Source organism: Nocardia amikacinitolerans NBRC 108937, assembly GCF_001612615.1.
Lineage (GTDB): Bacteria > Actinomycetota > Actinomycetes > Mycobacteriales > Mycobacteriaceae > Nocardia > Nocardia amikacinitolerans.
In genome coordinates, this window is record NZ_BDAU01000028.1 from 198,970 (window position 1) to 220,791 (window position 21,822).

General features: G+C 66.1%; 28 protein-coding genes and 2 pseudogenes. 14 read left to right on the forward strand and 16 right to left on the reverse strand.

All coding sequences use genetic code 11. The features are described from left to right. Nucleotides 1–153 precede the first annotated feature (153 nt). Nucleotides 154–237: pseudogene (locus tag NAM01S_RS35150) on the forward strand (exodeoxyribonuclease III); the annotation flags it as partial. Next, the gene (locus NAM01S_RS21205) at nucleotides 234–530 is read left to right on the forward strand and encodes a hypothetical protein (RefSeq protein ID WP_067787834.1); all 297 of its coding nucleotides are present in this window, start codon (nucleotides 234–236) and stop codon (nucleotides 528–530) included. The pseudogene NAM01S_RS35150 and the gene NAM01S_RS21205, both read left to right, overlap by 4 nt. On the opposite strand, the gene NAM01S_RS21210 is transcribed toward NAM01S_RS21205, so the two are convergent. From NAM01S_RS21210 to NAM01S_RS35775, 3 genes are read right to left on the reverse strand one after another with little or no spacing between them, the layout of a single operon-like run. Then, complete coding sequence (locus tag NAM01S_RS21210) at nucleotides 458–1,300, reverse strand: helix-turn-helix domain-containing protein (RefSeq protein ID WP_084483144.1); 843 nt, start codon at nucleotides 1,298–1,300, stop codon at nucleotides 458–460. The two genes, NAM01S_RS21205 and NAM01S_RS21210, sit on opposite strands and share 73 nt — an antisense overlap. Further along, the gene (locus tag NAM01S_RS21215) at nucleotides 1,297–1,806 is read right to left on the reverse strand and encodes a DUF6879 family protein (protein WP_067787836.1); all 510 of its coding nucleotides are present in this window, start codon (nucleotides 1,804–1,806) and stop codon (nucleotides 1,297–1,299) included. The genes NAM01S_RS21210 and NAM01S_RS21215 overlap by 4 nt, the downstream gene beginning before the upstream one ends. Then, nucleotides 1,787–2,116 carry a hypothetical protein gene (locus NAM01S_RS35775; protein ID WP_067787916.1) on the reverse strand — a complete coding sequence of 110 codons (330 nt, stop codon included), beginning with the start codon at nucleotides 2,114–2,116 and terminating at the stop codon, nucleotides 1,787–1,789. Before NAM01S_RS35775 ends, NAM01S_RS21215 begins: the two co-directional genes overlap by 20 nt. A 551-nt stretch (nucleotides 2,117–2,667) precedes the next feature. Between NAM01S_RS35775 and NAM01S_RS35155 the strand changes: the two genes are divergently transcribed. From NAM01S_RS35155 to NAM01S_RS21240, 4 genes and pseudogenes are all read left to right on the forward strand, one after another. Beyond that, nucleotides 2,668–2,811 (forward strand): hypothetical protein, encoded by a 144-nt coding sequence (locus tag NAM01S_RS35155; protein ID WP_157107822.1) that lies wholly within the window; start codon nucleotides 2,668–2,670, stop codon nucleotides 2,809–2,811. Between the two features lie 57 nt (nucleotides 2,812–2,868). Then, on the forward strand, nucleotides 2,869–3,312 hold the full coding sequence (locus NAM01S_RS21230; RefSeq protein WP_157107823.1) for a hypothetical protein: 444 nt from the start codon (nucleotides 2,869–2,871) through the stop codon (nucleotides 3,310–3,312). A gap of 444 nt (nucleotides 3,313–3,756) precedes the next feature. Further along, nucleotides 3,757–3,885 (forward strand): annotated as a pseudogene (locus NAM01S_RS35160) (exodeoxyribonuclease III); the annotation flags it as partial. Continuing rightward, complete coding sequence (locus NAM01S_RS21240) at nucleotides 3,882–4,082, forward strand: hypothetical protein (protein WP_067787842.1); 201 nt, start codon at nucleotides 3,882–3,884, stop codon at nucleotides 4,080–4,082. The pseudogene NAM01S_RS35160 and the gene NAM01S_RS21240, both read left to right, overlap by 4 nt. A 193-nt stretch (nucleotides 4,083–4,275) precedes the next feature. Here the strand turns inward: NAM01S_RS21240 and NAM01S_RS35165 are convergent, their stop codons facing one another. Together NAM01S_RS35165 and NAM01S_RS35170 are read right to left on the reverse strand one after the other, a co-directional pair. After that, nucleotides 4,276–4,434: a hypothetical protein gene (locus tag NAM01S_RS35165; protein WP_157107824.1), complete on the reverse strand. Its 159-nt coding sequence runs from the start codon at nucleotides 4,432–4,434 to the stop codon at nucleotides 4,276–4,278. A 142-nt stretch (nucleotides 4,435–4,576) separates the two neighbouring features. Next, nucleotides 4,577–5,047 (reverse strand): hypothetical protein, encoded by a 471-nt coding sequence (locus NAM01S_RS35170; protein ID WP_157107825.1) that lies wholly within the window; start codon nucleotides 5,045–5,047, stop codon nucleotides 4,577–4,579. A gap of 769 nt (nucleotides 5,048–5,816) precedes the next feature. On the opposite strand from NAM01S_RS35170, the gene NAM01S_RS34210 reads away from it, so the two are divergent. From NAM01S_RS34210 to NAM01S_RS21255, 4 genes are all read left to right on the forward strand, one after another. Beyond that, nucleotides 5,817–6,176 carry a hypothetical protein gene (locus NAM01S_RS34210; RefSeq protein WP_084483145.1) on the forward strand — a complete coding sequence of 120 codons (360 nt, stop codon included), beginning with the start codon at nucleotides 5,817–5,819 and terminating at the stop codon, nucleotides 6,174–6,176. Continuing rightward, nucleotides 6,127–6,648: a DUF6879 family protein gene (locus NAM01S_RS21245; protein WP_067787844.1), complete on the forward strand. Its 522-nt coding sequence runs from the start codon at nucleotides 6,127–6,129 to the stop codon at nucleotides 6,646–6,648. The genes NAM01S_RS34210 and NAM01S_RS21245 overlap by 50 nt, the downstream gene beginning before the upstream one ends. Continuing rightward, nucleotides 6,645–7,493 (forward strand): helix-turn-helix domain-containing protein, encoded by an 849-nt coding sequence (locus NAM01S_RS21250; protein ID WP_067787845.1) that lies wholly within the window; start codon nucleotides 6,645–6,647, stop codon nucleotides 7,491–7,493. The genes NAM01S_RS21245 and NAM01S_RS21250 overlap by 4 nt, the downstream gene beginning before the upstream one ends. A 183-nt stretch (nucleotides 7,494–7,676) precedes the next feature. Next, nucleotides 7,677–8,972, forward strand: coding sequence for a D-alanyl-D-alanine carboxypeptidase family protein (locus NAM01S_RS21255; protein WP_067787847.1), 1,296 nt, complete (start codon nucleotides 7,677–7,679; stop codon nucleotides 8,970–8,972). Nucleotides 8,973–8,990: 18 nt separating this feature from the next. Here the strand turns inward: NAM01S_RS21255 and yhjD are convergent, their stop codons facing one another. From yhjD to NAM01S_RS21270, 3 genes are all read right to left on the reverse strand, one after another. Further along, nucleotides 8,991–10,013, reverse strand: a complete 1,023-nt coding sequence (gene yhjD, locus NAM01S_RS21260) for an inner membrane protein YhjD (protein ID WP_067787848.1) — start codon at nucleotides 10,011–10,013, stop codon at nucleotides 8,991–8,993. A 103-nt stretch (nucleotides 10,014–10,116) separates the two neighbouring features. Continuing rightward, nucleotides 10,117–11,148: a tryptophan--tRNA ligase gene (gene trpS / locus NAM01S_RS21265; protein ID WP_067787850.1), complete on the reverse strand. Its 1,032-nt coding sequence runs from the start codon at nucleotides 11,146–11,148 to the stop codon at nucleotides 10,117–10,119. Next, a complete protein-coding gene (locus NAM01S_RS21270; RefSeq protein WP_084483146.1) occupies nucleotides 11,111–12,115 on the reverse strand; it encodes an oxygenase MpaB family protein in 1,005 nt (334 codons plus the stop codon). Before NAM01S_RS21270 ends, trpS begins: the two co-directional genes overlap by 38 nt. Before the next feature lie 123 nt (nucleotides 12,116–12,238). Between NAM01S_RS21270 and NAM01S_RS21275 the strand changes: the two genes are divergently transcribed. Next, the gene (locus NAM01S_RS21275) at nucleotides 12,239–12,874 is read left to right on the forward strand and encodes a TetR/AcrR family transcriptional regulator (RefSeq protein WP_067787852.1); all 636 of its coding nucleotides are present in this window, start codon (nucleotides 12,239–12,241) and stop codon (nucleotides 12,872–12,874) included. Between the two features lie 145 nt (nucleotides 12,875–13,019). Here NAM01S_RS21275 and NAM01S_RS21280 read toward each other — a convergent pair whose 3' ends face one another. Genes NAM01S_RS21280 through NAM01S_RS21290 form a run of 3 tightly spaced genes read right to left on the reverse strand, consistent with a single transcriptional unit; the run spans nucleotide 13,020 to nucleotide 14,787 of the window. After that, nucleotides 13,020–13,511, reverse strand: coding sequence for a barstar family protein (locus NAM01S_RS21280; protein ID WP_067787854.1), 492 nt, complete (start codon nucleotides 13,509–13,511; stop codon nucleotides 13,020–13,022). Then, nucleotides 13,511–14,011, reverse strand: a complete 501-nt coding sequence (locus NAM01S_RS21285; RefSeq protein ID WP_067787855.1) for a guanyl-specific ribonuclease — start codon at nucleotides 14,009–14,011, stop codon at nucleotides 13,511–13,513. Before NAM01S_RS21285 ends, NAM01S_RS21280 begins: the two co-directional genes overlap by 1 nt. Next, a complete protein-coding gene (locus NAM01S_RS21290) occupies nucleotides 14,008–14,787 on the reverse strand; it encodes an exodeoxyribonuclease III (RefSeq protein WP_067787857.1) in 780 nt (259 codons plus the stop codon). Before NAM01S_RS21290 ends, NAM01S_RS21285 begins: the two co-directional genes overlap by 4 nt. 69 nt (nucleotides 14,788–14,856) lie before the next feature. Between NAM01S_RS21290 and ephH the strand changes: the two genes are divergently transcribed. Genes ephH through NAM01S_RS21305 form a run of 3 tightly spaced genes read left to right on the forward strand, consistent with a single transcriptional unit; the run spans nucleotide 14,857 to nucleotide 16,459 of the window. Beyond that, complete coding sequence (gene ephH, locus NAM01S_RS21295) at nucleotides 14,857–15,753, forward strand: epoxide hydrolase EphH (protein ID WP_067787918.1); 897 nt, start codon at nucleotides 14,857–14,859, stop codon at nucleotides 15,751–15,753. A 50-nt stretch (nucleotides 15,754–15,803) separates the two neighbouring features. Next, on the forward strand, nucleotides 15,804–16,178 hold the full coding sequence (locus NAM01S_RS21300; protein ID WP_067787858.1) for a type II toxin-antitoxin system RelE/ParE family toxin: 375 nt from the start codon (nucleotides 15,804–15,806) through the stop codon (nucleotides 16,176–16,178). Further along, nucleotides 16,175–16,459, forward strand: coding sequence for a helix-turn-helix domain-containing protein (locus NAM01S_RS21305; RefSeq protein ID WP_067787860.1), 285 nt, complete (start codon nucleotides 16,175–16,177; stop codon nucleotides 16,457–16,459). The genes NAM01S_RS21300 and NAM01S_RS21305 overlap by 4 nt, the downstream gene beginning before the upstream one ends. A 98-nt stretch (nucleotides 16,460–16,557) precedes the next feature. On the opposite strand, the gene NAM01S_RS21310 is transcribed toward NAM01S_RS21305, so the two are convergent. From NAM01S_RS21310 to NAM01S_RS21330, 5 genes are all read right to left on the reverse strand, one after another. Next, a complete protein-coding gene (locus tag NAM01S_RS21310) occupies nucleotides 16,558–17,814 on the reverse strand; it encodes an acyl-CoA dehydrogenase family protein (protein ID WP_067787862.1) in 1,257 nt (418 codons plus the stop codon). 28 nt (nucleotides 17,815–17,842) lie between these two features. After that, nucleotides 17,843–18,724 (reverse strand): SDR family oxidoreductase, encoded by an 882-nt coding sequence (locus NAM01S_RS21315; RefSeq protein ID WP_067787864.1) that lies wholly within the window; start codon nucleotides 18,722–18,724, stop codon nucleotides 17,843–17,845. Between the two features lie 98 nt (nucleotides 18,725–18,822). Then, nucleotides 18,823–19,698 (reverse strand): MaoC/PaaZ C-terminal domain-containing protein, encoded by an 876-nt coding sequence (locus tag NAM01S_RS21320; protein WP_067787866.1) that lies wholly within the window; start codon nucleotides 19,696–19,698, stop codon nucleotides 18,823–18,825. 9 nt (nucleotides 19,699–19,707) lie between these two features. Then, a complete protein-coding gene (locus tag NAM01S_RS21325) occupies nucleotides 19,708–20,142 on the reverse strand; it encodes a type II toxin-antitoxin system Rv0910 family toxin (protein WP_067787868.1) in 435 nt (144 codons plus the stop codon). A gap of 66 nt (nucleotides 20,143–20,208) precedes the next feature. Then, nucleotides 20,209–21,414, reverse strand: a complete 1,206-nt coding sequence (locus tag NAM01S_RS21330) for a lipid-transfer protein (RefSeq protein ID WP_067787870.1) — start codon at nucleotides 21,412–21,414, stop codon at nucleotides 20,209–20,211. Between the last annotated feature and the right edge of the window lie 408 nt (nucleotides 21,415–21,822).

Consider the following 21,822-nt stretch of genomic DNA (forward strand, 5'->3'; position numbering starts at 1 on the left):
TCTCCCAGAAATGCGAGTTACTACTTTTTGATAGTAGCTCTCATTTCATGGTTACTGTCAATACATGGCCCCAGGTGTACCTGCGCTGTCACCGACGCCATGGCCTCCTACGTCGTGCCGGGTGACGTAGATTCGTCAGTCATGACGGATAGTCGCGCCAAGCAGGCCGTCGTGGAGCGGGCCGCCTACGATCAGCGCTGGTCCGACCACGCGCCGGTGACGGTGCAGTACCGATGAACAGCAAGGTGATTCGGGCGCTCGGAGCGTTCGGCGCCGTGGCGGTGGTGTTGCTGGTCGCGGTGCTCGCGCTGCGCGGCGGCTCCGACACCGACCGCACCGCTTCGGCCACCGCGACGACCCATGCCATCACCACGTCCACGAACAGCCCCGTGCGCTCGCCCGCCACCCCGCCCGCCGCGGCGACCGACCCGCTGACCGGCACAGACTCTCTACTCAGTCACGGTCGGGCTGCGCGGCTGCCCAGCGCCTTACGGATCAGCTCTCGCGCTGCTGCCCCGGTCACGGACTGACCGGCCAGCACATCGAACGTCCGGTGATACACCTTGATCTCTCGCGGCTGTGTGATGTTCAGTTCTGCGGTTATCCCCTCAACAAGAACCATTTTGTTGTCAAACATCAGAAAACTGGTTGTGGCAGTCTCGAACGGTGCCATGAACGGGATGATTCCGAGTGTCACGCGAGGCATTCCCTGAACCGCTAACAACCTGTCCAGTTGTCCGATCATGGTCTGTTCGTCCCCGACCGTGGTGTACAACGCTTGTTCACCGATGACGAAATGGAACAGGTGATCTCGTCGGTAGAGGACCTGTTGACGCTCCATCCGCTTGGACACGCCTTCGTCCAAGTCGTCTGGTATCTGCTGGAACTCGATAACCTTCCGCAGAATGCCAGTAGCATAGTCGGCTGTTTGGAGCAGACCGGGAATAAGGACCGGTTCAAACCATCGAAGTATCCTGGCCTCGGATTCCCACTTGATAGAAGCTTGCTGCCGCCGTTTGGTGCCGGTACCGAGAATCTTCCGCCATTCGAGGTACGCGGTATCTATGTTCTTCCGAGTAGCGAGCAGGTCCGCTAACTCGTCCTCGGCGTCGCAGTCTCGGCAGTATGCGTGTATATCGTCAAGTGACGGCTTGATTTTGCCGTATTCGATCTTGGAGACCTTGCTAGCATCCCAGCCGTTACGGCGTGCCAGTTCAGCGCCGGACAACCCAGCGGTAAAGCGAATCTCCCGAAGACGTGCCCCGAGAGATTCGCGCTGCTGATCAACAGAACCAGTCACCGTGTGACGTACTCCGAATACGGGACAGCCAGAGACCAGAACCGTTCTTTCAACCGCCGACAGTAAGCGGCAATATGCGGGTCGGTAGTTACCGCCCCAGACCAACCTCCAGATTCCCCGAATGCCGAGTAGATGACTTTCTCGTCATCGAACAACCAGAAATCGTCTGGTGGAACTTCCCCCGCCTCATGCCGTGGTAGATAACGGATGTCTTCCCCTGCTGTGGTGTTGAGTTCGGCCACTCGCATAGAGAACCGGGTGTAGTCGGTGTGGGGCACCGACACGATACGTACCCGCGTCACCGCTACGCCCCGGCTGGTCGTCTCCCGCACCAACTCTGTCCACGGTTGGAACCATCCGTAGTCGTCTGGCTCATCCGCAAGGAATCGCCGTAGCGGCTCGTGCTCGTTCGGCTCGGCGTAGGAGTCGAGCACTTCGAGGTGAAACGCTTCCCGCTTGCAGGTCCGAAGTAGATTCGGAAACCCTTCATCGGGCACCAGCAGCACCGTAGAACGTCCTTTCACGCTTCGGGACCTCGATAGCCGATTCGTCTTCGGCAAGGTCGAGCTGAGCCAGCGTCTCAGGCTCCGTCACTGGTCGGCCGGACAGGGTGAACGTGCCCCGGCCGGTATCGGTCATAGCCGACCCGATGAACGTATCCGGTTCAGCGAAACCCGTTAGCAAGTGCGGAATTTCGACCGTTTCGGGGTTGTCCGTTACCCAACCCTGAACCAGGTAACTCGCCTGATCAGTGGCGTACAACGACGGACACCCGTTGCTCGTGCTGCCACCTTTGCCAAGGAACCGTAACCGCATGATGTGCCCTCCTCCGAGTCCGTGCACAATGCTGCACATGCCAGCTTGATAATCGCCCATTGATGCTGGTTCTGTACTGGCGAAATCGAATCTGTGCACGGTTATGCACGATCCTGGCAGTCGCACTCTGCTGCTCCCTAGCGTCTCTGTGCAGGCACGCGGCACCGGGTGAGTTCCAGTCACAAGGTCATCGGTTCGGCTGTTTCCCCGGTGCCGGGTGTCTGTCAACGGGAACAGGAGGGACAGCGTGTTGCCCAAGCGCACACCGAATACCAAGCGCCCGTACCCGGTGCCTGCGGCCCGACCGGAGTTGATCCGGCGCGTAGCCGAAGCGCTGAGGCAGTGGGGTACCCCGAAGCGGGGTGCCGCATGAGTGAGGTAATCCGGCCGATGCTGGAAGCGTTGTCGGCACGCGCTGCGGTCCGCTCGCTCACGATTCAGCGCGTTAACCACCCGCCCTACGGGTGGGAGATGTCCAACGGTCACACCGTGGTCTGCTCTGGGTCCTTGGACAGGCTCGCACGGTGGCTGGACGACGCCGAGCGTCAGCCATGATCACGCTCGGCTGGATTCTGGTGTTCGGGCTACCGGCAGCGGCGTTCGTAGCCGCGCTGGCGTGGCCTGAGCGGATACCGAAAGACCGCACTGTGAAGGCAATCCGCGAACGCATCGAACACGAGGACAAGCCCGACTAGTCACAGGAGTACTGATCGACTCCCGGCTGGTCAGGCTATTTCGAATGGGGAAAAACCTTGCGCTACTACATTTCTCGGTTTGGTTTAATCGTCACAACCGTAGGTGCAGTGCTGTCCGTCCTCGCATCGCCAGTTACGGCGGCACCGACGCCGGTCAAGGCGAAGGCGTGCGATTTCAGTACGACGTTCAGCCGTCCGACCTTGCTGCATCCGGTCATCTCCGCCGACGCACGGGCTATCTGCGACGTTCCCCCGGAGTCGCACAGTTTCGAGTTCAGCTTGGAACACGTCAACGCTGGGCGCTGGGTACGCTGGGCGCTCACGGTGGACTCCGCGGTTCCATACCCGAACGAGCGTCGGTACCAGGTGAGCGCGGAGTGTGAAACAGGCGAGTGGCGGCACAAGGTTCGGGTCTACGGCAGCCTGCAAGGCCGTCCGTTCGACTTCACCGAGACCGGCGATACCCGAACCGTTACGTCCAGTGAATGCCCGAGAGGATGACCGATGCCGATGTTCGAAGGTCGATACGCCGAGTACCCCGATCCTGGCTTGTGGCACCGGGTGCGGTTCTGGGGACCTCAGCGCATCCGTAATGCGTGGTGGCGGTTGAGTATCCGCCTGCGCGGCTCACAGCCACCGAAGCCGAACTAGTTCGACGCACATAACACCCCTGGGCATCTGGACAGCGGCCAATCGCCGAGTTCTGGCCGGTTGAACGGTGAGTACTTCGTAGCTGAGATGTCCAGGTCTACGGCCGTTCCAGCTTCGGCGTAGCCGCGTGCTTGGCCTGCGTTCCGAGCGTGTTCGATCTGACGACCGGGTGACGTAGATTCGTCAGTCATGACAGAGAGCCGAGCCACCAGCAAGGCGCGTAACGGGGTCTGCATCTCGGTCCCTTCCCTGTTCAAGGGTGAGTCTAGGGTTTGTAAAACCGGTGCGATCCGATGGCGCATCGATTACCAGCTGGCCCGCGGCGAGCTGCCCGGCCGCGCCAAGCAGGCCGTCGTCGAGCGGGCCGCCGCCTATGATCAGCGCTGGTCCGACCACGCGCCGGTGACGGTGCAGTACCGATGAACAACAAGGTGATTCGGGCGCTCGGAGCGTTCGGCGCCGTGGCGGTGGTGTTGCTGGTCGCGATGCTGTCGCTGCGCGGCGGCTCTGACACAGACCGAACGGCGGGCTCGGGCACCGCGACCCACGCCACCTCGACAGCCACGAACGGTCCCGCGGGTTCGCCCGCCACCCCGGCGGCCACCAACCCAGCGCCTTGACGGAACAGCGCGGGCTGCCTCATTGGTCACGGACTGACCGGCCAGCACATCGAACGTGCGGTGAACCCCAGTTCACCGGGTGTCGTCGGCTAGGTACCCTCCGCATGGGTAGACCCCCGGTGCGGCTACAGCCCTGCGGGTGGCAGATCACAGAGCAGAGAAATGCCCCGGATTCCCGGGCATCTCGACGGAGCTATGCGATTTCCAGTGCCGCCCGCATCCAGTCCTTCGCGGCGCTGAGATCATCGCCGGGAATGGCACGGGTTGCGTAGGTCGGTTTGCTGACCCAGCGACGCGAACGCCATCCGAGCATCGGCCGCACCGTCCACCAACCCAGCTCCCGGTTCAGCATGTGACCCGCACCCGTGTGCCGTGGGTTCAGCCAACGCCGGGGTCGGGGCCGTGTCGCTGCCCTCCACAAGCCGGTAAGACGATCGCGCATCATGACCGGACCGTCGTAGTCGGCGTACCGCCGTCCGTTCGGCAATCTCACGTCATCCGCCTACTTCGCAGTCCTCGGCCGAAACATCTCGCGTACCGGAAATGGTCTCGATAGGGCCATACGGCCTGCCCTGGATCGTACCGACCACCTGGGCGTACATACGCCAGGTTCCCGGCGCACACGGAGCAGTCGCGGTGTGGGTCTGACGAGACCATGGCACCAGCCGGGTTCGTACGTGCTGACCAACGAATTCCCACTGGCCCGAATTATTGAGCCGCTGCAAGCTTAGGTAGTAGTCATGCGTGAGACCTGGGTCGCCTTCGCGGGGCATGTCGCATTTCGCCCATGCGTCTGCATGAAGGTCCGGCGGCACGATTGTGGGCCGGGTGAAGATGAATCCGTTGTCACACAGCTGTCTTCGGGCCTCGGTCGGACCGGCACTTGCGACCTTGCTTGTGTCGATCAGCAGCATCGCGCCTGAGGCGGCGACAATGATGTGAAGTCGAGAAACGTTGTACTGCACGGGTTTTCCCCCATCCTGACATTTGAGCGACTACATTCGCTCAGTGCTTTCGTGGCGCGAAGGGCTTCAGTCGATAGTTGCGACGTCCTCGTGTTCGATCCGCCCGCGGATCTGCCTTCACAGTGCGGTCCTTCGGTATCCGCTCGGGCCACACCAGCGCGGCTACGAACACCGCTGTCGGTAGCCCGAACACGAAGACCCAGCCGAGCGTGATCACGGCCGGTTCTCCGCAGCGTCCAGCCACTCGGCAACGCGGTCGAGAGAGCCGGAGAACACGACTCGGTCGCCGTTGCACAATTCCCACCCGTACGGAGGTCGTGCGGCTCGGCGGATGCTCAGGCAGCGCGCCGCAGCGCGTGCCGACAACGCTTCCAGCATCGGCCGGATTACCTCGCTCATGCGGCGCCCCGCTTCGGCTGGTCCCACTTTCTCAGCGCATCGGCTACGCGCTCGAGCAACTCCGGTCGGGCCGCTGGCGCCGCGGACGGTCGTTTCATTTTCGGCGTCCTGTGTGGGAGCACGATCCCTCCTGGATTGGCGGTTGGTGAGCACCCGGCACCGGGAAACCGCCGAACCGATGACCTGGGACTGGAACTCACCCGGTGCCGCGTGCTTGTGAAGGGACGCTAGAGAGCACCCAATCGGCGGTGCTACCAACTTGACAGAACTTGACTAAAATTTGCTCTACTGGCCATATGGGCTGGCCGGATGGGCACCATGACATACGGGGTGTCACACACGGTCACACTCCTAGACAGGAGCCAAGATCATGCGCTTACAGTTCCTCGGCAAGGGCGGCTCAGGACAAGGCCAGTGCCCGACGCTGTACGCCACTGACCAAGGGTCGTACCTCGTTCAGGGATGGCGAACCGATTCACCCGGCACTGTCGAAATCCCCCACTTACTACTCGGGTTCGCGGAGCCGGATACGTTCGTCGGGGCGACGATGACGGACACCGGCCGGGGTACGTTCATCCTCTCCGGCCGACCGGTAGCGGATGCTGAGACGCTGACTCAGCTCGTCCTAGCCGACGATGAGACGGCTATCGAGGTGCCGAAGCGAGAGAGGGAGTTCTACGGTGCGACTGCTGCAAGGGCAAGCGTTCTGGGACCTGTTCCGGCAAGCTGAACGCTCAGCGTTCCACCTCGAAACCAGGGACGCCTACGACGTAGACGACGAGAACCCGCAACTCGCGCGGTTCCTCGAAGGTCACCGAGACGACGATTACGCATGGTTTCAGCCGTGGCTCGACCTCATGAAGGACGCCACGAACCGGGGCGTAGAAGTCTCACGGGTCCGAGTCGTGACGGTGCCACTGCCGGACTATCACCGTTGGTTGCTCTCGATCACTCCCGAGAATCAGTGTGCCGGGGAAGACATCCGGTACGTGCCCCGGCATCTCGCCGGGGAACTGCCCTCGGATGACTGGTGGCTGTACGACGATTCGTTGGTCGCTTTCAACGTCGTTGATCCCGCTGGCCGAGGGGCCGGTGTCGCCGCGACCGATGACCCGCACATAGTCGCCTACTGCCGCAGCATGAGAGAACGACTGTGGCAGATGGGCACCCCCTACGCCGAGTTCGCACACGCGACGCTGTGACCAACTCGGTTCACGAGCAGCGAGAAGCGCTCGGAAAGCGCCTCCGCGAGATCAGGAAGGATGCCGGACTCTCGGGACGCCAGCTCGCCGCCCTCGCGGGCTGGCATGAGTCCAAGGTGTCCAAGATCGAAACCGGGGACCGCAGTCCCTCGGAGGCTGACCTACGGGCGTACTGCACTCACACAGACACCAAGGACCAGCTAGGCGACCTTGTAGCGACTGTGCGAAATATCGAGTCGGCGTATGTCGAGTACAAGCGGTTGTTGCACACGGGCACGAAGCGCCGACAGCAGCAGTCGGTGACGCTCGCCGAACAGACCAAGCTCATGAGGTTCTACGAACCCGTGTTGATCCCTGGGATTCTCCAGACGGCCGACTACGCCGAAGCGGTGCTACGCAGGGTGACGGAGTTCTACCGGATACCCAACGACGTGGACGAAGGTGTCTCGAAACGGCTCGAGCAGCAGAAGGTCCTTTACCACGGAGACCATCGGTTCCACATCCTCATCACCGAACAGTCGTTGTCTACGACCGTGGGGAACGCCGAGGTCATGACCGGCCAGTTGGACCGGCTCCTAGCCGTCATGGGGCTACCACGGATGTGGTTCGGCATCGTACCCGCGGATGCCGAATGGCTCACCCCGGCAACCAATTTCGTCATGTTCGATGAACGCATGGTGTTGGTTGAAGCGATCACGGCAGAGCTGAAGATCACCCAGCCCCGAGAGATTGCGTTGTACGCCCGAGCGTTCGAAGCGCTCGCCTCGCAGGCCGTGACCGGCAAAGCCGCTCGGGCGCTGGTCGGGGCAGCGCTGGACCGATGGCGCGACAAGTCCCAGGAATGACCTGGCTGACCGACAGAACCTCGGGCTCCGGCACGCTGGCCTAAGCGCCTTCGCTGCGGCGATGCGCGGTCTGTTGACGGACTCCGTCCGGCTGCGCCTATTAGGCGTACCTCCGCATTCGCTCCGGCCATGCGCGGTTTAATGACGGACTCAGTCCGGCCTCGCCCGTTAGGCTCGCTCCCGATGAGAATCCCGCACCCCCGCCACCGCGCCGCGCGCTGTCTCGCCGGTGCGCTCGCCGCCGCGACCCTGCTCGGCGGCGCTTTCGCCGCACCGGCTTTCGCGGTGCCGACGACCACCACGACCGCGCCGTTCACCACCCCGAACACGGACAACTGCCCCCAAAAGACGAAACCGCCCGCGCCGATCGACGCGTCCGAGGTGCCCGCGCCGGGGCAACCGACGCCGGGCCCGTTGGCGGTCCCCGTGCCTCCGGTGGGCGGGACCAGGATGGGCGAGTGCGGCGTGGTGCTGCCGAAGGGTGCGCCGCCACCGCCGAAGGACATCTCCGCGACCGCGTGGATGGTGTCGGATCTGGACACCGGCGAGGTGCTGGCGGCCAAGGACCCGCACGGCCGCTACCGGCCCGCCAGCACGATCAAGGTGCTGCTCGCCACCGTCGCGCTGCGCACTCTCCAGCTGGACACGGTGGTCACCGGAACCCAGGCGGACGCGGACGTCGACGGCACCCGCGTCGGCATCGGTCCCGGCGGCCGCTACACCAACCGGCAGCTCATGCAGGCGCTGATCATGGCCTCGGGCAACGACGCCGCGCACGCGATCGCCGCGCAGCTAGGCGGCGACGATGCCGCCGTGGCGAAGATGAACGAGCTGGCGAAATCGTTGTACGCCTTCGATACTCGCGCGGCGACGCCGTCCGGGCTGGACGGTCCCGGCATGAGCACCTCGGCCTACGACCTGTCGCTGCTGTTCCGCGAGGCGATGACCATCCCGCTGTTCGCCGAGTTCATCCGCACCGAGCAGATCGACTTCCCCGGCTATCCCAAGAATCCGAAGATCCCGGACGACACCGATCACCCTGGCTTCGCCGTCGGCAACGACAACCAACTGCTGTTCAACTACGAGGGCGCGCTCGGCGGCAAGACCGGCTTCACCGACGACGCGCGACAGACCTTCGTCGCGGCCGCGCAGCGCGACGGACGCAGGCTGGCCGTCACCCTGTTGCAAGCCGAGGTTCGCCCGCTGCGACCGTGGGAACAGGCGGCCCGGTTGCTCGACTACGGTTTCGCGCTGCCCGCGGGCACCCAGGTCGGCATGCTGCCGAACCACAACGCGACCGACGCGAAATCCACTGTCGCCCTTGCCGCTCCGCCCGGACCGGAGGGCGGCGACGTGCTCGCCAGCCCGCCGCACGAGCGCGACAACGCGCGCGTCCGCACGCTGCTGATGGTCGGCGGCATCGTGCTGATCCTGTTCCTGCTGCTCAAAGCTCGGCGCGTCAACCGCCAACGGCGCTGAGCCGATTCGGTTCCGCGCTTAGCGCCGCCTGCGCAGGGTTGCCAGCCCGAGGGCGGCCAGCGCGCCCGCGCCGAAGTAGGCCGCGCCGCTGCCGAACGGCCCGGCGTTGTTGATCACGCGCGGCTGGATGACCGCCGGGGCGGGCGCGGCGACCTCGGCCTCGGGCTCGTTCTCCGAGGCGGTCGCGGCCCACGCGGTCGCGAACAGGATGATGCGATAGGTGATGTAGCTGAACACCATCAGACCGATGATCGAACCGAAGGCCGCCCCCGCCGGACTGCGCAGCACGATCTGCAGGTAGATCGAGGCGACGAACTTGAAGATCTCGAAGGCGACCGCGGCGATCAGGGCGGCTTTCGCGGCACTGGCCACCGTGACGGGCTCGCGGGGCAGCCTGGCGATGATCCACGCGAACACCGCCCAGCTCGCCAGCAGCGCGAACAGGATCGACAGCAGCGTCAACAGGACTCGGGCGCCGGGCAGATCGGCGAGGCCGTAGCGCTCCAGCAGCTGAGCGCCCAGATTGCTGGACGCCAGCGCCGAAAGACCGAGCGAAACCACGAAAGCCAGACCGAGGCCGATCAGCGCGCCGAGATCGGAGATCTTGGTGCGAATCCAGTTGTCGTCCTCGTGCTTCTGTTCCCACTGCTCGGTGAGCGCCGCGCGCAGGTTCGCCATCCAGCCGAGCCCGGTGTAGAGGCCTGCGAGCAGGCCGAGCACGCCGACCGTGCCGCGGGATCGGACCGCCTGGTCGATGAGTTCGTTGAGCTGGGTGCCCAGCTCGCCAGGGATGGTCTCGACGACCTTGTCCTGAAGCTCTTGGAACAGTTCCGGATTGCCCGCGAGCACGAAGCCCGCGGCCGCGAACGCCACCATCAGCAACGGAAACAGCGACAGCACAGTGAAATACGTGATGCCGGCGGCGAAGTAGTCGCCGCGCTGGCGCTGGTAGCGGCCACCGGCCCGGATCAGATGGTCCAGCCACGGCCGCGCCTGCACGCGGCGTTCGACCGCGGCTTTGATGTTGTCGATCGCCTGCACCAGTTCGCCCCTTCGACGCCTCCTGACGAACCCGGCCGGGCGCCGACTCCCCGCGCGGCCGGAGCGAAGGCGGAGGTACGCCCTCGCAAGCGTCGTACCCGGGCTAGCGGGCCAGGAAACCCACCCGGTCGTAGACCTGTGCGAGAGTGTTGCCGGCGATTTCCCGCGCCTGCTCCGCGCCTGCGGCGAGGATACGGTCGAGTTCGCCTTGATCCGCCAGATACTCTTCCACTTTGGCACGCAGGGGCGTGACAAATTCCACCAGCGCGTCGGCGACGTCGGACTTCAGGTCCCCGTAGCCCTTGCCCTCGAAATCCTTCTCCAGGGTGACGATCGGCGTTCCGGTCAGCGAGCTCAGAATCACCAGGAGATTGCTGACGCCCGGCTTCGCGTCCGTGTCGTAGCGGATCTCGCGCTCGGTGTCGGTGACCGCCGAACGAACCTTCTTCGCGGTGATCTTGGGATCGTCGAGCAGGTTGATCAGGCCCGCGTCGGTGGCGGCCGACTTGCTCATCTTGGCGGTCGGGTCCTGCAGGTCGTAGATCTTCGCGGTGCCCTTGACGATGTGCGCCTCCGGCACGACAAAGGTCTTCTTGTAGCGGGTGTTGAAGCGCTGCGCCAGGTTTCGGGTCAGCTCCAGGTGCTGGCGCTGATCCTCGCCGACCGGCACCTGGTGCGGGCGGTAGAGCAGGATGTCGGCGGCCATCAGCACCGGATAGGTGAACAGGCCGACGGTCGCGTTCTCCGCGCCCTGCCGGACCGACTTGTCCTTGAACTGCGTCATCCTGCTCGCCTCGCCGAAACCGGTGATGCAGCTGAGGACCCAGGCCAGCTCGGCGTGCTCGGGCACCTGGCTCTGCACGAACAGCGTCGACTTCTTGGGGTCGATGCCGATGGCCAGCAGCTGCGCGGCGGCGGCCCGGGTCCGCGCCCGCAGTTGCTTCGGGTCGTGCGCGACGGTGATGGCGTGCATGTCCGGGATGAAGTACAGCGCGTCGTAGTCGTCCTGCAAGGTCACCCAGTACTGCAGCGCCCCAAGGTAGTTGCCGAGGTGGAACGAGGAGCTGGTCGGCTGGATCCCGGACAGCACACGCTGTTTACGCTCGGCGGCCGGGGCTGATGCGGGACTCGACATGCCTCCGATCTTCCCATGCGGGTCCAGCGGAATTTCTAGCCGCCCAGTTGCGTGGGTCGACGCCGGGCATGCTCGGCCGCCCGGTCCGCGCCAGCGCGCGCTCCCGCTCGGAGACCAGCCGGTAGACCGGGCCGCTCGGACCGGCGAGGGTGCCGCGCAGCACCCTGGGGGCCAGCGGCGGCGCGATGTGCGCGGTGCGCACGCCGCGGGCCAGCGCGCGGAAGGCGAGTTCCTCCGCCATTCCCCAGCGCATGCCGTACATCGCCCGGATGCGCGGCGGCAGACTGCCCTGCACCAGCAGGAAGAACGCCGAGGTCACCTGGTGCAACGGCACACGCTGCGGATAGGGGACGCGCTGACCGGCCAGATACGACCCGACCAACTTGGCCTCCTCGGTGAGGAACAGCTCGTCGGAGGCGAGGTAGCCGTCGAAGAAGGCGCGGAAGGCCGGGTAGTCGGCGGGCGCTGCCGAGCGCGGCATGCCGAACAGCTCGCCCCAACGCACGTAGTCCTGGTACAGCCCCTCCCGCTCGCCGTCGGTCAGCTTGCGGACCAGCAGGTCGTACATCGCTTCGGCGGAATCGAAGGTGAACGCCATCGTCATGAACATCAGGTGCGGATCGAGGGCCGAGTACGGCGTGCCGGCGGGATGGTGCGGCCCGGCGTCCTCGGGCAGCTCGCCGACGACCTTGGCGTGCTTCTTCGTGGTGAACGCCAGCGCCCGGTCCGCCTCCTCCTTGCTGCCGAGGAAGACGGCCTCGAACAGCTTCCCGGTGAGCGCCAGCCGGGTGTAGGGCGTGTCGCGGTGCTCGGTGTTCTCGGCGGTCCCGACGTAGAGCCGAGGGTGCACGGCCCCGATCACGAGAGCGCGCTGACCGTAGGTGAGGCCGACCGCGCGCTTGCTCATGACGCGCCGCGCCATCGAGTGGTCGGCGAAGTATCCCGGCGTGGACGAGCGTGCGGACATCGTTGTCTCCTCATCGAAAGACCCGGCTACCGCCGGACCCACGTCATCTGGCAATAGAATCCCCCAGATCAGACATTGTGGCAAGGACCACTACCAGAATCGTTGCCGTGCCAGAATCGTGCTGTGACAGCGCAGCGGACCTACGGCGGCATCTCCGCCGACCAGCGCAGGGCCCAGCGCCGCACCGCCCTGCTGGACGCGGCGCTCGAGATCGTCGGCACCCAGGGCCTCGCCAAGCTGACCGTCTCCGGCCTGTGCGCGCAGGCCGGGCTCAACGAGCGCTACTACTACGAGAACTTCGACAGCCGCGACGCCGTCTTGACCGCGCTGACCGACCGGATCGCCGAGGAACTCGCCGTCGCCATCCTGGACGGCCTGCGCGACGCGCCGGACGAACCGCGCGCCAAGGCGCATTCCGCCATCGCCGCGGGCATCCACATGCTCACCGACGATCCGCGCAAGGCGAAGGTCGCGCTGATCGCGGGCATGGCGACGCCGGAGCTGCGAGCTCGAACCACCGAGACGATCCGGGTGTTCGCGCGCATGGTCGCGGCGGAGGGCATCGACTTCTACGGCATCACCGAGCCGGAGCCGGATCCGGCCATCTTCTTCCGCGCGACCTATCTGGTCGGCGGTCTGGTGCAGACGCTGACCACCTGGTTGCAAGGCGATCTGCCGCTCAGCAAAGAGGAGCTCATCGAGCACACCACGGATGTGTTCGTCCTGCTCGGTGAGGATCTGGCGCGTCGCCTCGGCTGAGGTCGGACCCGAGACTTGGCACCCGAGCGTGCCGCCTCGGCTGAGGTCGAACCCGAGAGACTTCGTGCCCGAGCGCGCAGCCTCGGCTGACGCATGTCGGGACCGGGGACCTGCGCCGGATCGCGAGGACCAGGGCTCCGTCGGATCAAGCCAAGGTCAGCGGGACGAACTCGCCCGAGGGTGGAGCGCCCTGGTAGACCACGCGGAACGCGACATCGCGCCGTGCCCAGTAGTCGGCGCAGTCGCGCATCGCCGCTTCGAACCAGTCCCGCTCGTCGGGTTGATCGGCGAGCAGCGCGGCCGCGTCCCGCACCACCACGACGTAGCCGCTCGCGTTACCGACGAAATCGTCCAGGTCGCGCAGGCATTCGTCGAAGGCGTCCTTGTTCGCGCCGAAGTAGTACGGGAACTGGAACGCCGCGGCCCACTCGTCGAACACGCCCGCGGTGCCGCGCATCTTCGGCCCGCGCAGCTCGCGCACCAGGTAGCCCGCGGGCGCGCGATAGCGCACCTCGCTCAGCTCCGGCGCGTCGACGGGCAGCGCACCGAGCACCGGCGCGGACGACCCGCCGAGGGCTGAGGGCGCGCCGTCGGCGGTGCGGGCGAGGAATCGCGAGAGCGGCACCGGGCGGGTCATCAGCGCATCCTCGTGAAGGTCTCGTAGTGGTCGCCGGTGTACCAGGCCGTGCCGTCGCTGCCGGTCACGATGCGTTCGGCGTCGCGGGAGCGATTGCGCTGCTTGGGGTTGACGTCCCATTCCCGATAGGTGATCGACCTGCCCGCCGCGTCGGTGCGCGGCAGCGTGCCCTCGCGATTCATCCAGCGCTCGCCGCCCTTGGTGCCCGGCGCGTTCGCCGAATCCGGCCAGCGGCCCGCGTCGATCTCGGCCAGCGTCACGTAGGCGCGTTCCGGGACGCCTTGCGCCCGGCTCGGCGCCGGGTCGGTCGCCGCGGCGGGTGGGGTGGCCGGTGAGCGCGCGGGGCTGTCGGTGGCGGTCGCGGTGGCGCGCGCCGTCGTGGTGGCCGAGCCCGCCGTTCGGTCGGTGTCTGAGCCGCCGCGCAGCGCGAGCACCGCGACCAGCAACACCACCGCCACGGCGCCGAGCGCCCCAAGCGCCCGAATCACCTTGCTGTTCATCGGTACTGCACCGTCACCGGCGCGTGGTCGGACCAGCGCTGGTCGTAGGCGGCGGCCCGCTCGACGACGGCCTGCTTGGCGCGGCCGGGCAGCTCGCCGCGGGCCAGCTGGTAATCGATGCGCCATCCGGAGTCGTTGTCGAAGGCGCGGCCGCGGTAGGACCACCAGCTGTACGGACCGTCGACGCCCGGATGCAGCTGACGTACCACGTCGACGTAGCCCGCGGCGATCAGCTCGTCGACCCAGGCGCGTTCCTCGGGAAGGAACCCGGCCGACTTCAGGTTGCCCTTCCAGTTCTTCAGGTCGCGTTCGGTGTGCGCGATGTTCCAGTCGCCGCTGACCACGAAGTCGCCGGTGCGGGCTTTCAGATAGGCGCCGAACTCGGCCATGAACCGGTATTTCTCGTCTTGGCGCGGGGTGCCCGCGTCGCCGGAGTGCACGTAGACGCTGGCGACGGTCAGCTCGTCGAAGTCGGCCTCGAGGTAGCGCCCGGAGGCGTCGAACTCGGCGCTGCCGAATCCGATGCGCACGGCCTTCGACTCGCGCCTGGAGAGGATGCCGACACCGGCCCTTCCCTTGGCTCCCGGCTCGGCGTGCGCCAGCCACCATCCGTCGGCCAACGCGGGGGCGAGTGCGGCGCGGGTCTGCTCGTCGGTGGCGCGGGTCTCCTGTAGGCAGACGATGTCGGCCTCGGTGGCGGCGAGCCACTCGAGCATGCCCTTACCCGTGGCCGCTCGGACGCCGTTTACGTTGATCGTAGAGATGATGTAGGGCACCCGACGACCGTACAATGCTGGTCAGAGATATCGCCCCCGGACACCGCCGTCCAGGAAGGGGTGCTGACGATGACGTCCGACACCTCCAAGTCCCCGGCCACCCCGCGCTCCACCCGAGCGCGCACCGCACAGACGGCCGACAAACCCGGACCGATCAAGGCCTTGCACCTGGGTTCCGGCGATCCGCTGCTGCTGTTGCACGGTTTCATGCTCTCGCCGCACTGCTGGGAACGCACCGCGGAACGGTTGTCCTCGGCCTGCGAGGTGTACGCGCCCGCGCTGCCAGGGCACTGGGGCGGCCCGCCCGCCGAGGGCTGGCACACCGACGTGGCCGCGCTGGCCGACGGGATCGAGGCCCAGCTCGACGAATTGGGTTGGCGCACCTGCCATATCGCGGGCAACTCGCTCGGCGCCTGGGTGGGTGTGGAACTCGCCCGCCGCGGTCGGGCCCGCACACTGACGCTCATCGCGCCCGCGGGCGGGTGGAACGTTCCCTCGATCACCCAGTTCCGGGTCGGCCTGAAGTTCCTCTCGTTGGTTCCGCTGGTCCGCATCGGCAGGCGGCTCGGCGATTTCGCCACCGACAACTTCATCCCCCAGCGGTTCGCTCTGTTCCTGCTGAGCAAGCAGGCCTCGGCGGTGCCGCGCCGGGAGATCGCGAACGTGTTGCGTGCCGCGCTGAACTGCTCGGCGATGCTGCCGATGATCGTGGGCGGCTTGCGCGCCCCCGCCCTCGCCGACCTGTCCGACCTGCCCACGCCGGTCCGCCTGCTGCTCGCCGAATACGACCGCATCATCCCGAACCGCGTCTACGCCCGCCGCTACCTCAAGGAACTCCCCGACTCCGCCGACCGCATCCTCGTCAACGGCGTCGGCCACGTCCCCATGCTGGAAGCCCCCGACCGCATAGCCACCCTCATCGCCGAACACGTCTACGCCAGCCGCACCCACCTCCGCGCCGTGTGAGCGAAGTCGGCAGCCCCAAGTTTATCACACAGATGTGATAACCTCAGGTCGTGCTGTATGCGATCGAGATCGAGCCCGAGGTTCGCTCGTTCCTGGCCGGCCTGCCACCGGTCGATCTGGCCCGCGCCGACTTCGCCGCGGGCCTCCTCGCCGCGTACGGCCCCGAACTCGGCGAACCGTACTGCCGCTACCTCGGTGACGGCGTGCGCGAGTTGCGGTTCACACTCACGCGCAACCGGGCCACACGCATAACGTACTGGTTCCCGGGCGGACGAAAAGTGGTGCTGCTGACGGTGTTTCACAAGACGAAGCAGCGCGAAACAGCTCAGGTAGATCGTGCGAAGCTAGCCCGCAAACTGTGTGAATCGGAGCACAGCGGCCCCGCGCACTTGTCCTTCGATCCCATGGGAGACAACGAATCATGACCAGCCAGCAGGAGTTCGACGCACAGCTCGCCGCGACCCGTGCCAGTGCGGAGTACCAGGCGGCTGCACGGGCCTACGCGCTGGCGCACAAACTCGGTCGGCAGATCCGTGAAGCACGTGAAGCGCGCGGCTGGTCGCAAACCGAGCTGGCGACCCGTGCCGGGATGCGCCAGCACGCCGTCAGCCGCCTCGAGGCAGGGGACGTCGTGCCGACGATCACCACTTTGGAACGGATCGCCGCCGCCCTCGAGACCGAGCTGTCGGTCTCTCTGGCGGCGTAGAGGCGCACTCCACCCGCGCCGTCCGGCGCTCTCACACACCCTGTGCACGCCTCACATAGGCGGTGCCTATGTGAGGCGTGCGGAAGGGGTGTGGGAGCTCAGCGGCCGAGGAGGGCCTTGGCGATGTGGGTTACTTGGATTTCGTTGGAGCCCGCGTAGATCATCAGGGATTTGGCGTCGCGGGCGAGTTGTTCGACGCGGTATTCGGTCATGTAGCCGTTGCCGCCGAAGAGCTGGACGGCTTCCATCGCCACGTCCGTGGCGGCTTCGGAGCAGTAGAGCTTCATCGCGGAGGCTTCGGCGAGGGTCGGCGGTTTGCCGGCGCGGCCGCGCTCGAGCGCGTTGAACACCATGTTCTGCACGTTGATCCTGGCGATCTCCATCTTGGCCAGCTTGAGCTGGACCAGCTGGAAGCGCCCGATCTCCTGGCCCCACAGCTTGCGGCTCTTGGCGTACTCGACGCAGAGCCGGTGGCATTCGTTGATGATGCCGAGCGCCATGAACGCCACGCCGATCCGCTCGGCGGTGAAGCTGGAGCGCGCGGACTCGCGGCCGTCGCCGCCCTTGTGCTCCTCGGTCTCGCCGAGCAGCCGGTCCCGGCCGAGGCGGACGTTGTCGAAGAACAGCTCGCCGGTGGGCGAGGCGTGCAAGCCCATCTTCTTGAACGGCTTGCCCTGGGTGAGCCCTTCCATGCCCTTGTCGAGGACGAAGGTCAGCACCTTGCGCTCGCGCTTATCCCCTTCACCCTCGTCCAGCTTCGCGTACACGATCATCACGTCGGCGAAGGGACCGTTGGTGATGAAGGTCTTCTGACCGTTGAGGATGTAGTCCTCGCCGTCGCGCTTGACGTAGGTCTTCATCCCGCCGAACGCGTCCGAGCCCGAGTCGGGTTCGGTGATCGCCCAGGACGCGACCTTCTTCATCGTCACGATGTCGGCGAGCCACCGCTCCTTCTGCGCCAGCGTGCCGCGCGACATGATGGTGGTCGCGCCGAGCCCGATGCTGACGCCCATCGCGGTCACCAAACCCATACAGACGCCGGACAATTCGCCGATCAGCACCGCCATCAGCGACTCCTGCCCGCTGAACGGGCTACCGCCGGAAGACTTCTTCTTCTCCGGCGCGGGCTCCCCCGCCGCGACCGCGGCCTCCTTGGCCCGCTGTTTGGCGAGCATCTTCTCGACCGCCTCGCCGCCCATCGCGTCGATTCCGAACTCGCTGAACAGCTTTCGGATGATCGGATACGGCAGCATCTCGCCGGTGTCGAGCGCGTCCAGGTTCGGGCGAATCTCCTTGTCGATGAAGGTGCGCACCGCGTCGCGGATCATCAGATCCGTCTCGGACCATTCGAACATCGTCGTTCTCCTTTCTGGCGGCCCAACCTCAGGGCAGCCGGGCGGCGATGTCGTCGATGAGCCAGGGGCCCTCGGTCTCGATCGTCTTGACGTCGTGCCAGCCGCCCAACTCGGAGATGGCGCCGCCCTGCACCGCGAACACCTTGCCGGTGATCGGGCACTTGTCCGATGCCAAGTATGCGACCAACGGGGAGATGTTGGCGGGGCTGAAGGCATCGAATCCGCCCGCTTCCTCGACCGCCTCCGCCTCGGCCGCCATCATCTCGCCCATGCCGGGCGTGGCGAGGGTGAGCCGGGTCCGCGCGATGGGGGCGATCGCGTTCACCCGCACGCCGTAGCGGGCGAGTTCGTCGGCGGCGACCAGGGTCAGCGCGGCGATGCCCGCCTTGGCCGCGCCGTAGTTGGCCTGACCGGCGTTCGGGATCGTGGTGCCCGAGGCGGACGCGGTGTTGATCACCGCCGCGTTGGGCTGGTTGCCCGCCTTGCTCTGCTCTTTCCAGTACGCGGCCGCGTGGTGCAGCACCGCGGCGTGGCCCTTCAGGTGCACCGCGATCACGGCGTCCCACTGGGCTTCGTCCATGCCCGCGATGAACGCGTCGCGCAGGATGCCCGCGTTGTTGACCACGATGTCGAGACCGCCAAGCTCCGCGACCGCCTGCTGGACCAGGTTGCGCGCGCCCTCCCAGGAGGCGATGTTGTCGGTGTTGGCGACCGCCTTGCCGCCCGCCGCGAGAATCTCCTCGACCACCTGCTGCGCTGGCCCGGAATCGGTGCCCTCGCCCGCATTGCTGCCGCCGAGGTCGTTGACGACGACGTGCGCGCCCTCGCTCGCGAACAGCAGCGCGTGCTCGCGGCCGATCCCCCGGCCCGCGCCGGTGATGACGGCGACCTTTCCTTCCAATGCGCCCATGTGCGTCTCCTGTGTGGTGCTCCCGCCCGATGGGGCGAGGGTGTGATGAATGGGGTGCGAGATCGGCCCGCAGCGAGTCGCGCCGCGGGCCGATCGGGTCAGTCGGCGATCTCGGCGAGGCCGTCGCTGAGCACGACGTCCGTTCCGCGGACCGTCTCGAAGGCGTAGGTGGTGACGCCGTCGGCGGCGCCCACCTTCCAGATCCGGGTCTCCAGGTCGTCGCCGGGGAAGACCATCTTGGCGAAGCGCACCGCGAAGCGGCGCAGCCGATGCACGTCCGAGCCCGCCGCCTCGGTGAGCACCGCCCACGACGCGAAGGCCATGGTGCACAGGCCGTGCGCGATGATGCCGGGCAGTCCGGCGTCCTTGGCGACCTGCTCGTCCAGGTGCAGCGGCACCGGATCGCCGGAAGCCGGTGCGTAGCGGAAGGTTTGGTCGTCGTCGACATGCTGCGGCACGACGGCGACCGGCTCGGTTTCGCGCAGCGACTCGTCGAACTTGTGCGGCGGCGCGGCCTCGCCGACGGTCTTCCCCGCATCGATATTGCGGAAGAACGCGGTCAGGTACTGCTCGTTGACCAGTTCCCCGTCCTTGTCGCGGCATTCGATGAGGATGGTGATCGTGCTGCCGTTGGACTTGCTCGCGTAGCCGACCGCTTTGGCGCGGGTGACCAGCTCGTCGCCGGGCCGGATCGCCCGGTGGAAGTGAAAGTCCTGCTCGCCGTGCACAACTCGGCCGAAGATGTCCATCGGCGCCACGTCGATCACCGGCATCATCATGGCCTCGAAGACCGGGACGATGCCGAACACCGGCGAGGCCACCTCACCGGCACGGTGCGCCGCGATGGGATCGTTGGTGGCCGCGGCGTATTCGGCGATCCGTTCCGCAGTTACCTCGAAACGTTCCTCGTCACACCAGGTTTCGAGGCCGGAATCGTCGAACTCGACAAGGCGTGCGGTGGTTTCCGCTGTCATCGCGACGTCCTACGCCGAGGCCAGCGCGTCGAGCTGCTCGAGCGACTTGTCCAGCTGCTTGATGCCGTCCTTCTCGACCGCCTTGCCGAGCGCGCCCTTGATCAGCGCGCCTTCGAAGTCCCCGGACACCACGATGGTGCTGCCCGCGCCCTTGGGCTGGATGTCGAAGGTGAATTCGGTTTTGACACCGGCCATTCCGGTGCCGCCGAGAGTCAGCTTGTTCGGCGCTTCCACCGCCTTGATGGTCCACTCCAGCTTGTTCGCCATGCCGAGCATGACGATCTTGGCCACCAGCTTGGACCCCTCGGCCAAGACGGTGGGCGGCTCCTCCATGAAGCGCTCGTGGATGGTGAACCACTTGTCCCAGGTCTGCGGGTCGGAGACGACCGCCCACAGCGCTTCCGGGGTGGCGTTGACGTCCTTGGTCGCTTCGATGTGTCCCATGATGTTCTCCTCTTCGCCCGGCGGGCGTGCTGAATCCGTGTGGTGAATGGTGGTTTTCGAGGCCGCTCAGCGGTCGGCGCGCTGGTAGGCGGTCACGACCGCGGCGCCGCCGAGGCCGATGTTGTGCTGGAGCGCGGCGGTGACGCCCTCGACCTGGCGCTTGTCGGCCGCGCCGCGCAACTGCCAGGTGAGTTCGGAGCACTGCGCGAGACCGGTCGCGCCGAGCGGGTGGCCCTTGGAGATCAGGCCACCGGACGGGTTGACGACCCACTTGCCGCCGTAGGTGGTCTGATTCTCATCGATGAGCTTGCCCGCCTCGCCGGGGCCGCACAGGCCGAGCGCCTCGTAGAGCAGCAGCTCGTTGGCGGAGAAGCAGTCGTGTAGCTCGATGACCTGGAAATCCTCCGGACCGAGGTTCGCCTGGCGGTAAACCTGCTGTGCGGCTTGCACATTCATGTCGTAGCCGATCAGGTTCTTCGCGGTGCCGTCGAACGTCGAGGCGAAGTCGGTGGTCATCGCCTGGCCGACGATCTCGACGGCCTGCCCGGCGAGGTCGTGCGAGTCCACGAAGTCCTCGCTCGCCAGGATCACCGCGCCGGAACCGTCCGAGGTCGGCGAGCACTGCAACTTGGTGAGCGGGTCGTAGATCATCCGCGCGCCGAGGATGTCGTCGAGGGTGTACTCGTCCTGGAACTGGGAGTACGGGTTGTTCACCGAGTGCTTGTGGTTCTTGTAGCCGATCTTGGCGAAGTGCTCGGCGGTGGTGCCGTACTCCTTCATGTGCTCGCGGCCCGCCGCGCCGAACATCCACGGCGCGACGGGGAAGAGCACCTCGGAGATCTCGGCCAGCGCCATGATGTGCTTGGCCATCGGCTGCTCGCGATCGTCCCAGGTGGAACCCAGCGAGCCCGGCTGCATCTTCTCGAAACCCAGCGCCAGCGTGCAGTCGGCGAGGCCGCCGCGGATCGCCTGCGCCGCGAGGTACAGCGCGGTGGAACCGGTCGAGCAGTTGTTGTTGACGTTGACCACCGGGATGCCGGTCATGCCCAGCTCGTAGACCGCGCGCTGGCCGGAGGTGGATTCGCCGTAGACGTAGCCGACGTAGGCCTGCTGCACCTCGCGGTAATCGATGCCCGCGTCGGCGAGCGCCTTGGTGCCCGACTCTCGCGCCATGTCCGGGTAGTCCCAGTCGGTGCCGTCCTCGTTCTTGCGACGGCCCGGCTTTTCGAACTTCGTCATGCCGACGCCGACGACGTAGACCCTGTTCGCCATCGAACTCCTCACTTCGTGCCTGCCCCGCCGCGGTTGTGAGCCTGCGACGCGGGCGGCGGCCATCAGCGTCCGATCCGATCGGATCGAGCTGAAACAAACATACAAAGCTGTATGTAAGGATGCAAGAGTGCGAGAGGCAATCTCAAGTCGAGTACGGAGAATTACCAGTTCATACGGGCATTGACAGACATACAACTAGTTGTGTATCTGCAACCATCTGCCGGTGATATTTGCCGATGCGCCACTCTCGCCGGTCGAGCCGAGACACGTCGAAGAAGAGTCGAGGTGCCGGCGATCACCTGGTCGACTCGCACCGACGTCCTCCCGGGCGCGCCCGGCTCGAAGCTGTATCGGGACGTTGCCCGTCGACTGTTGGCGCCGTTGACTTTCCGGTCGACCTCGAGCGTT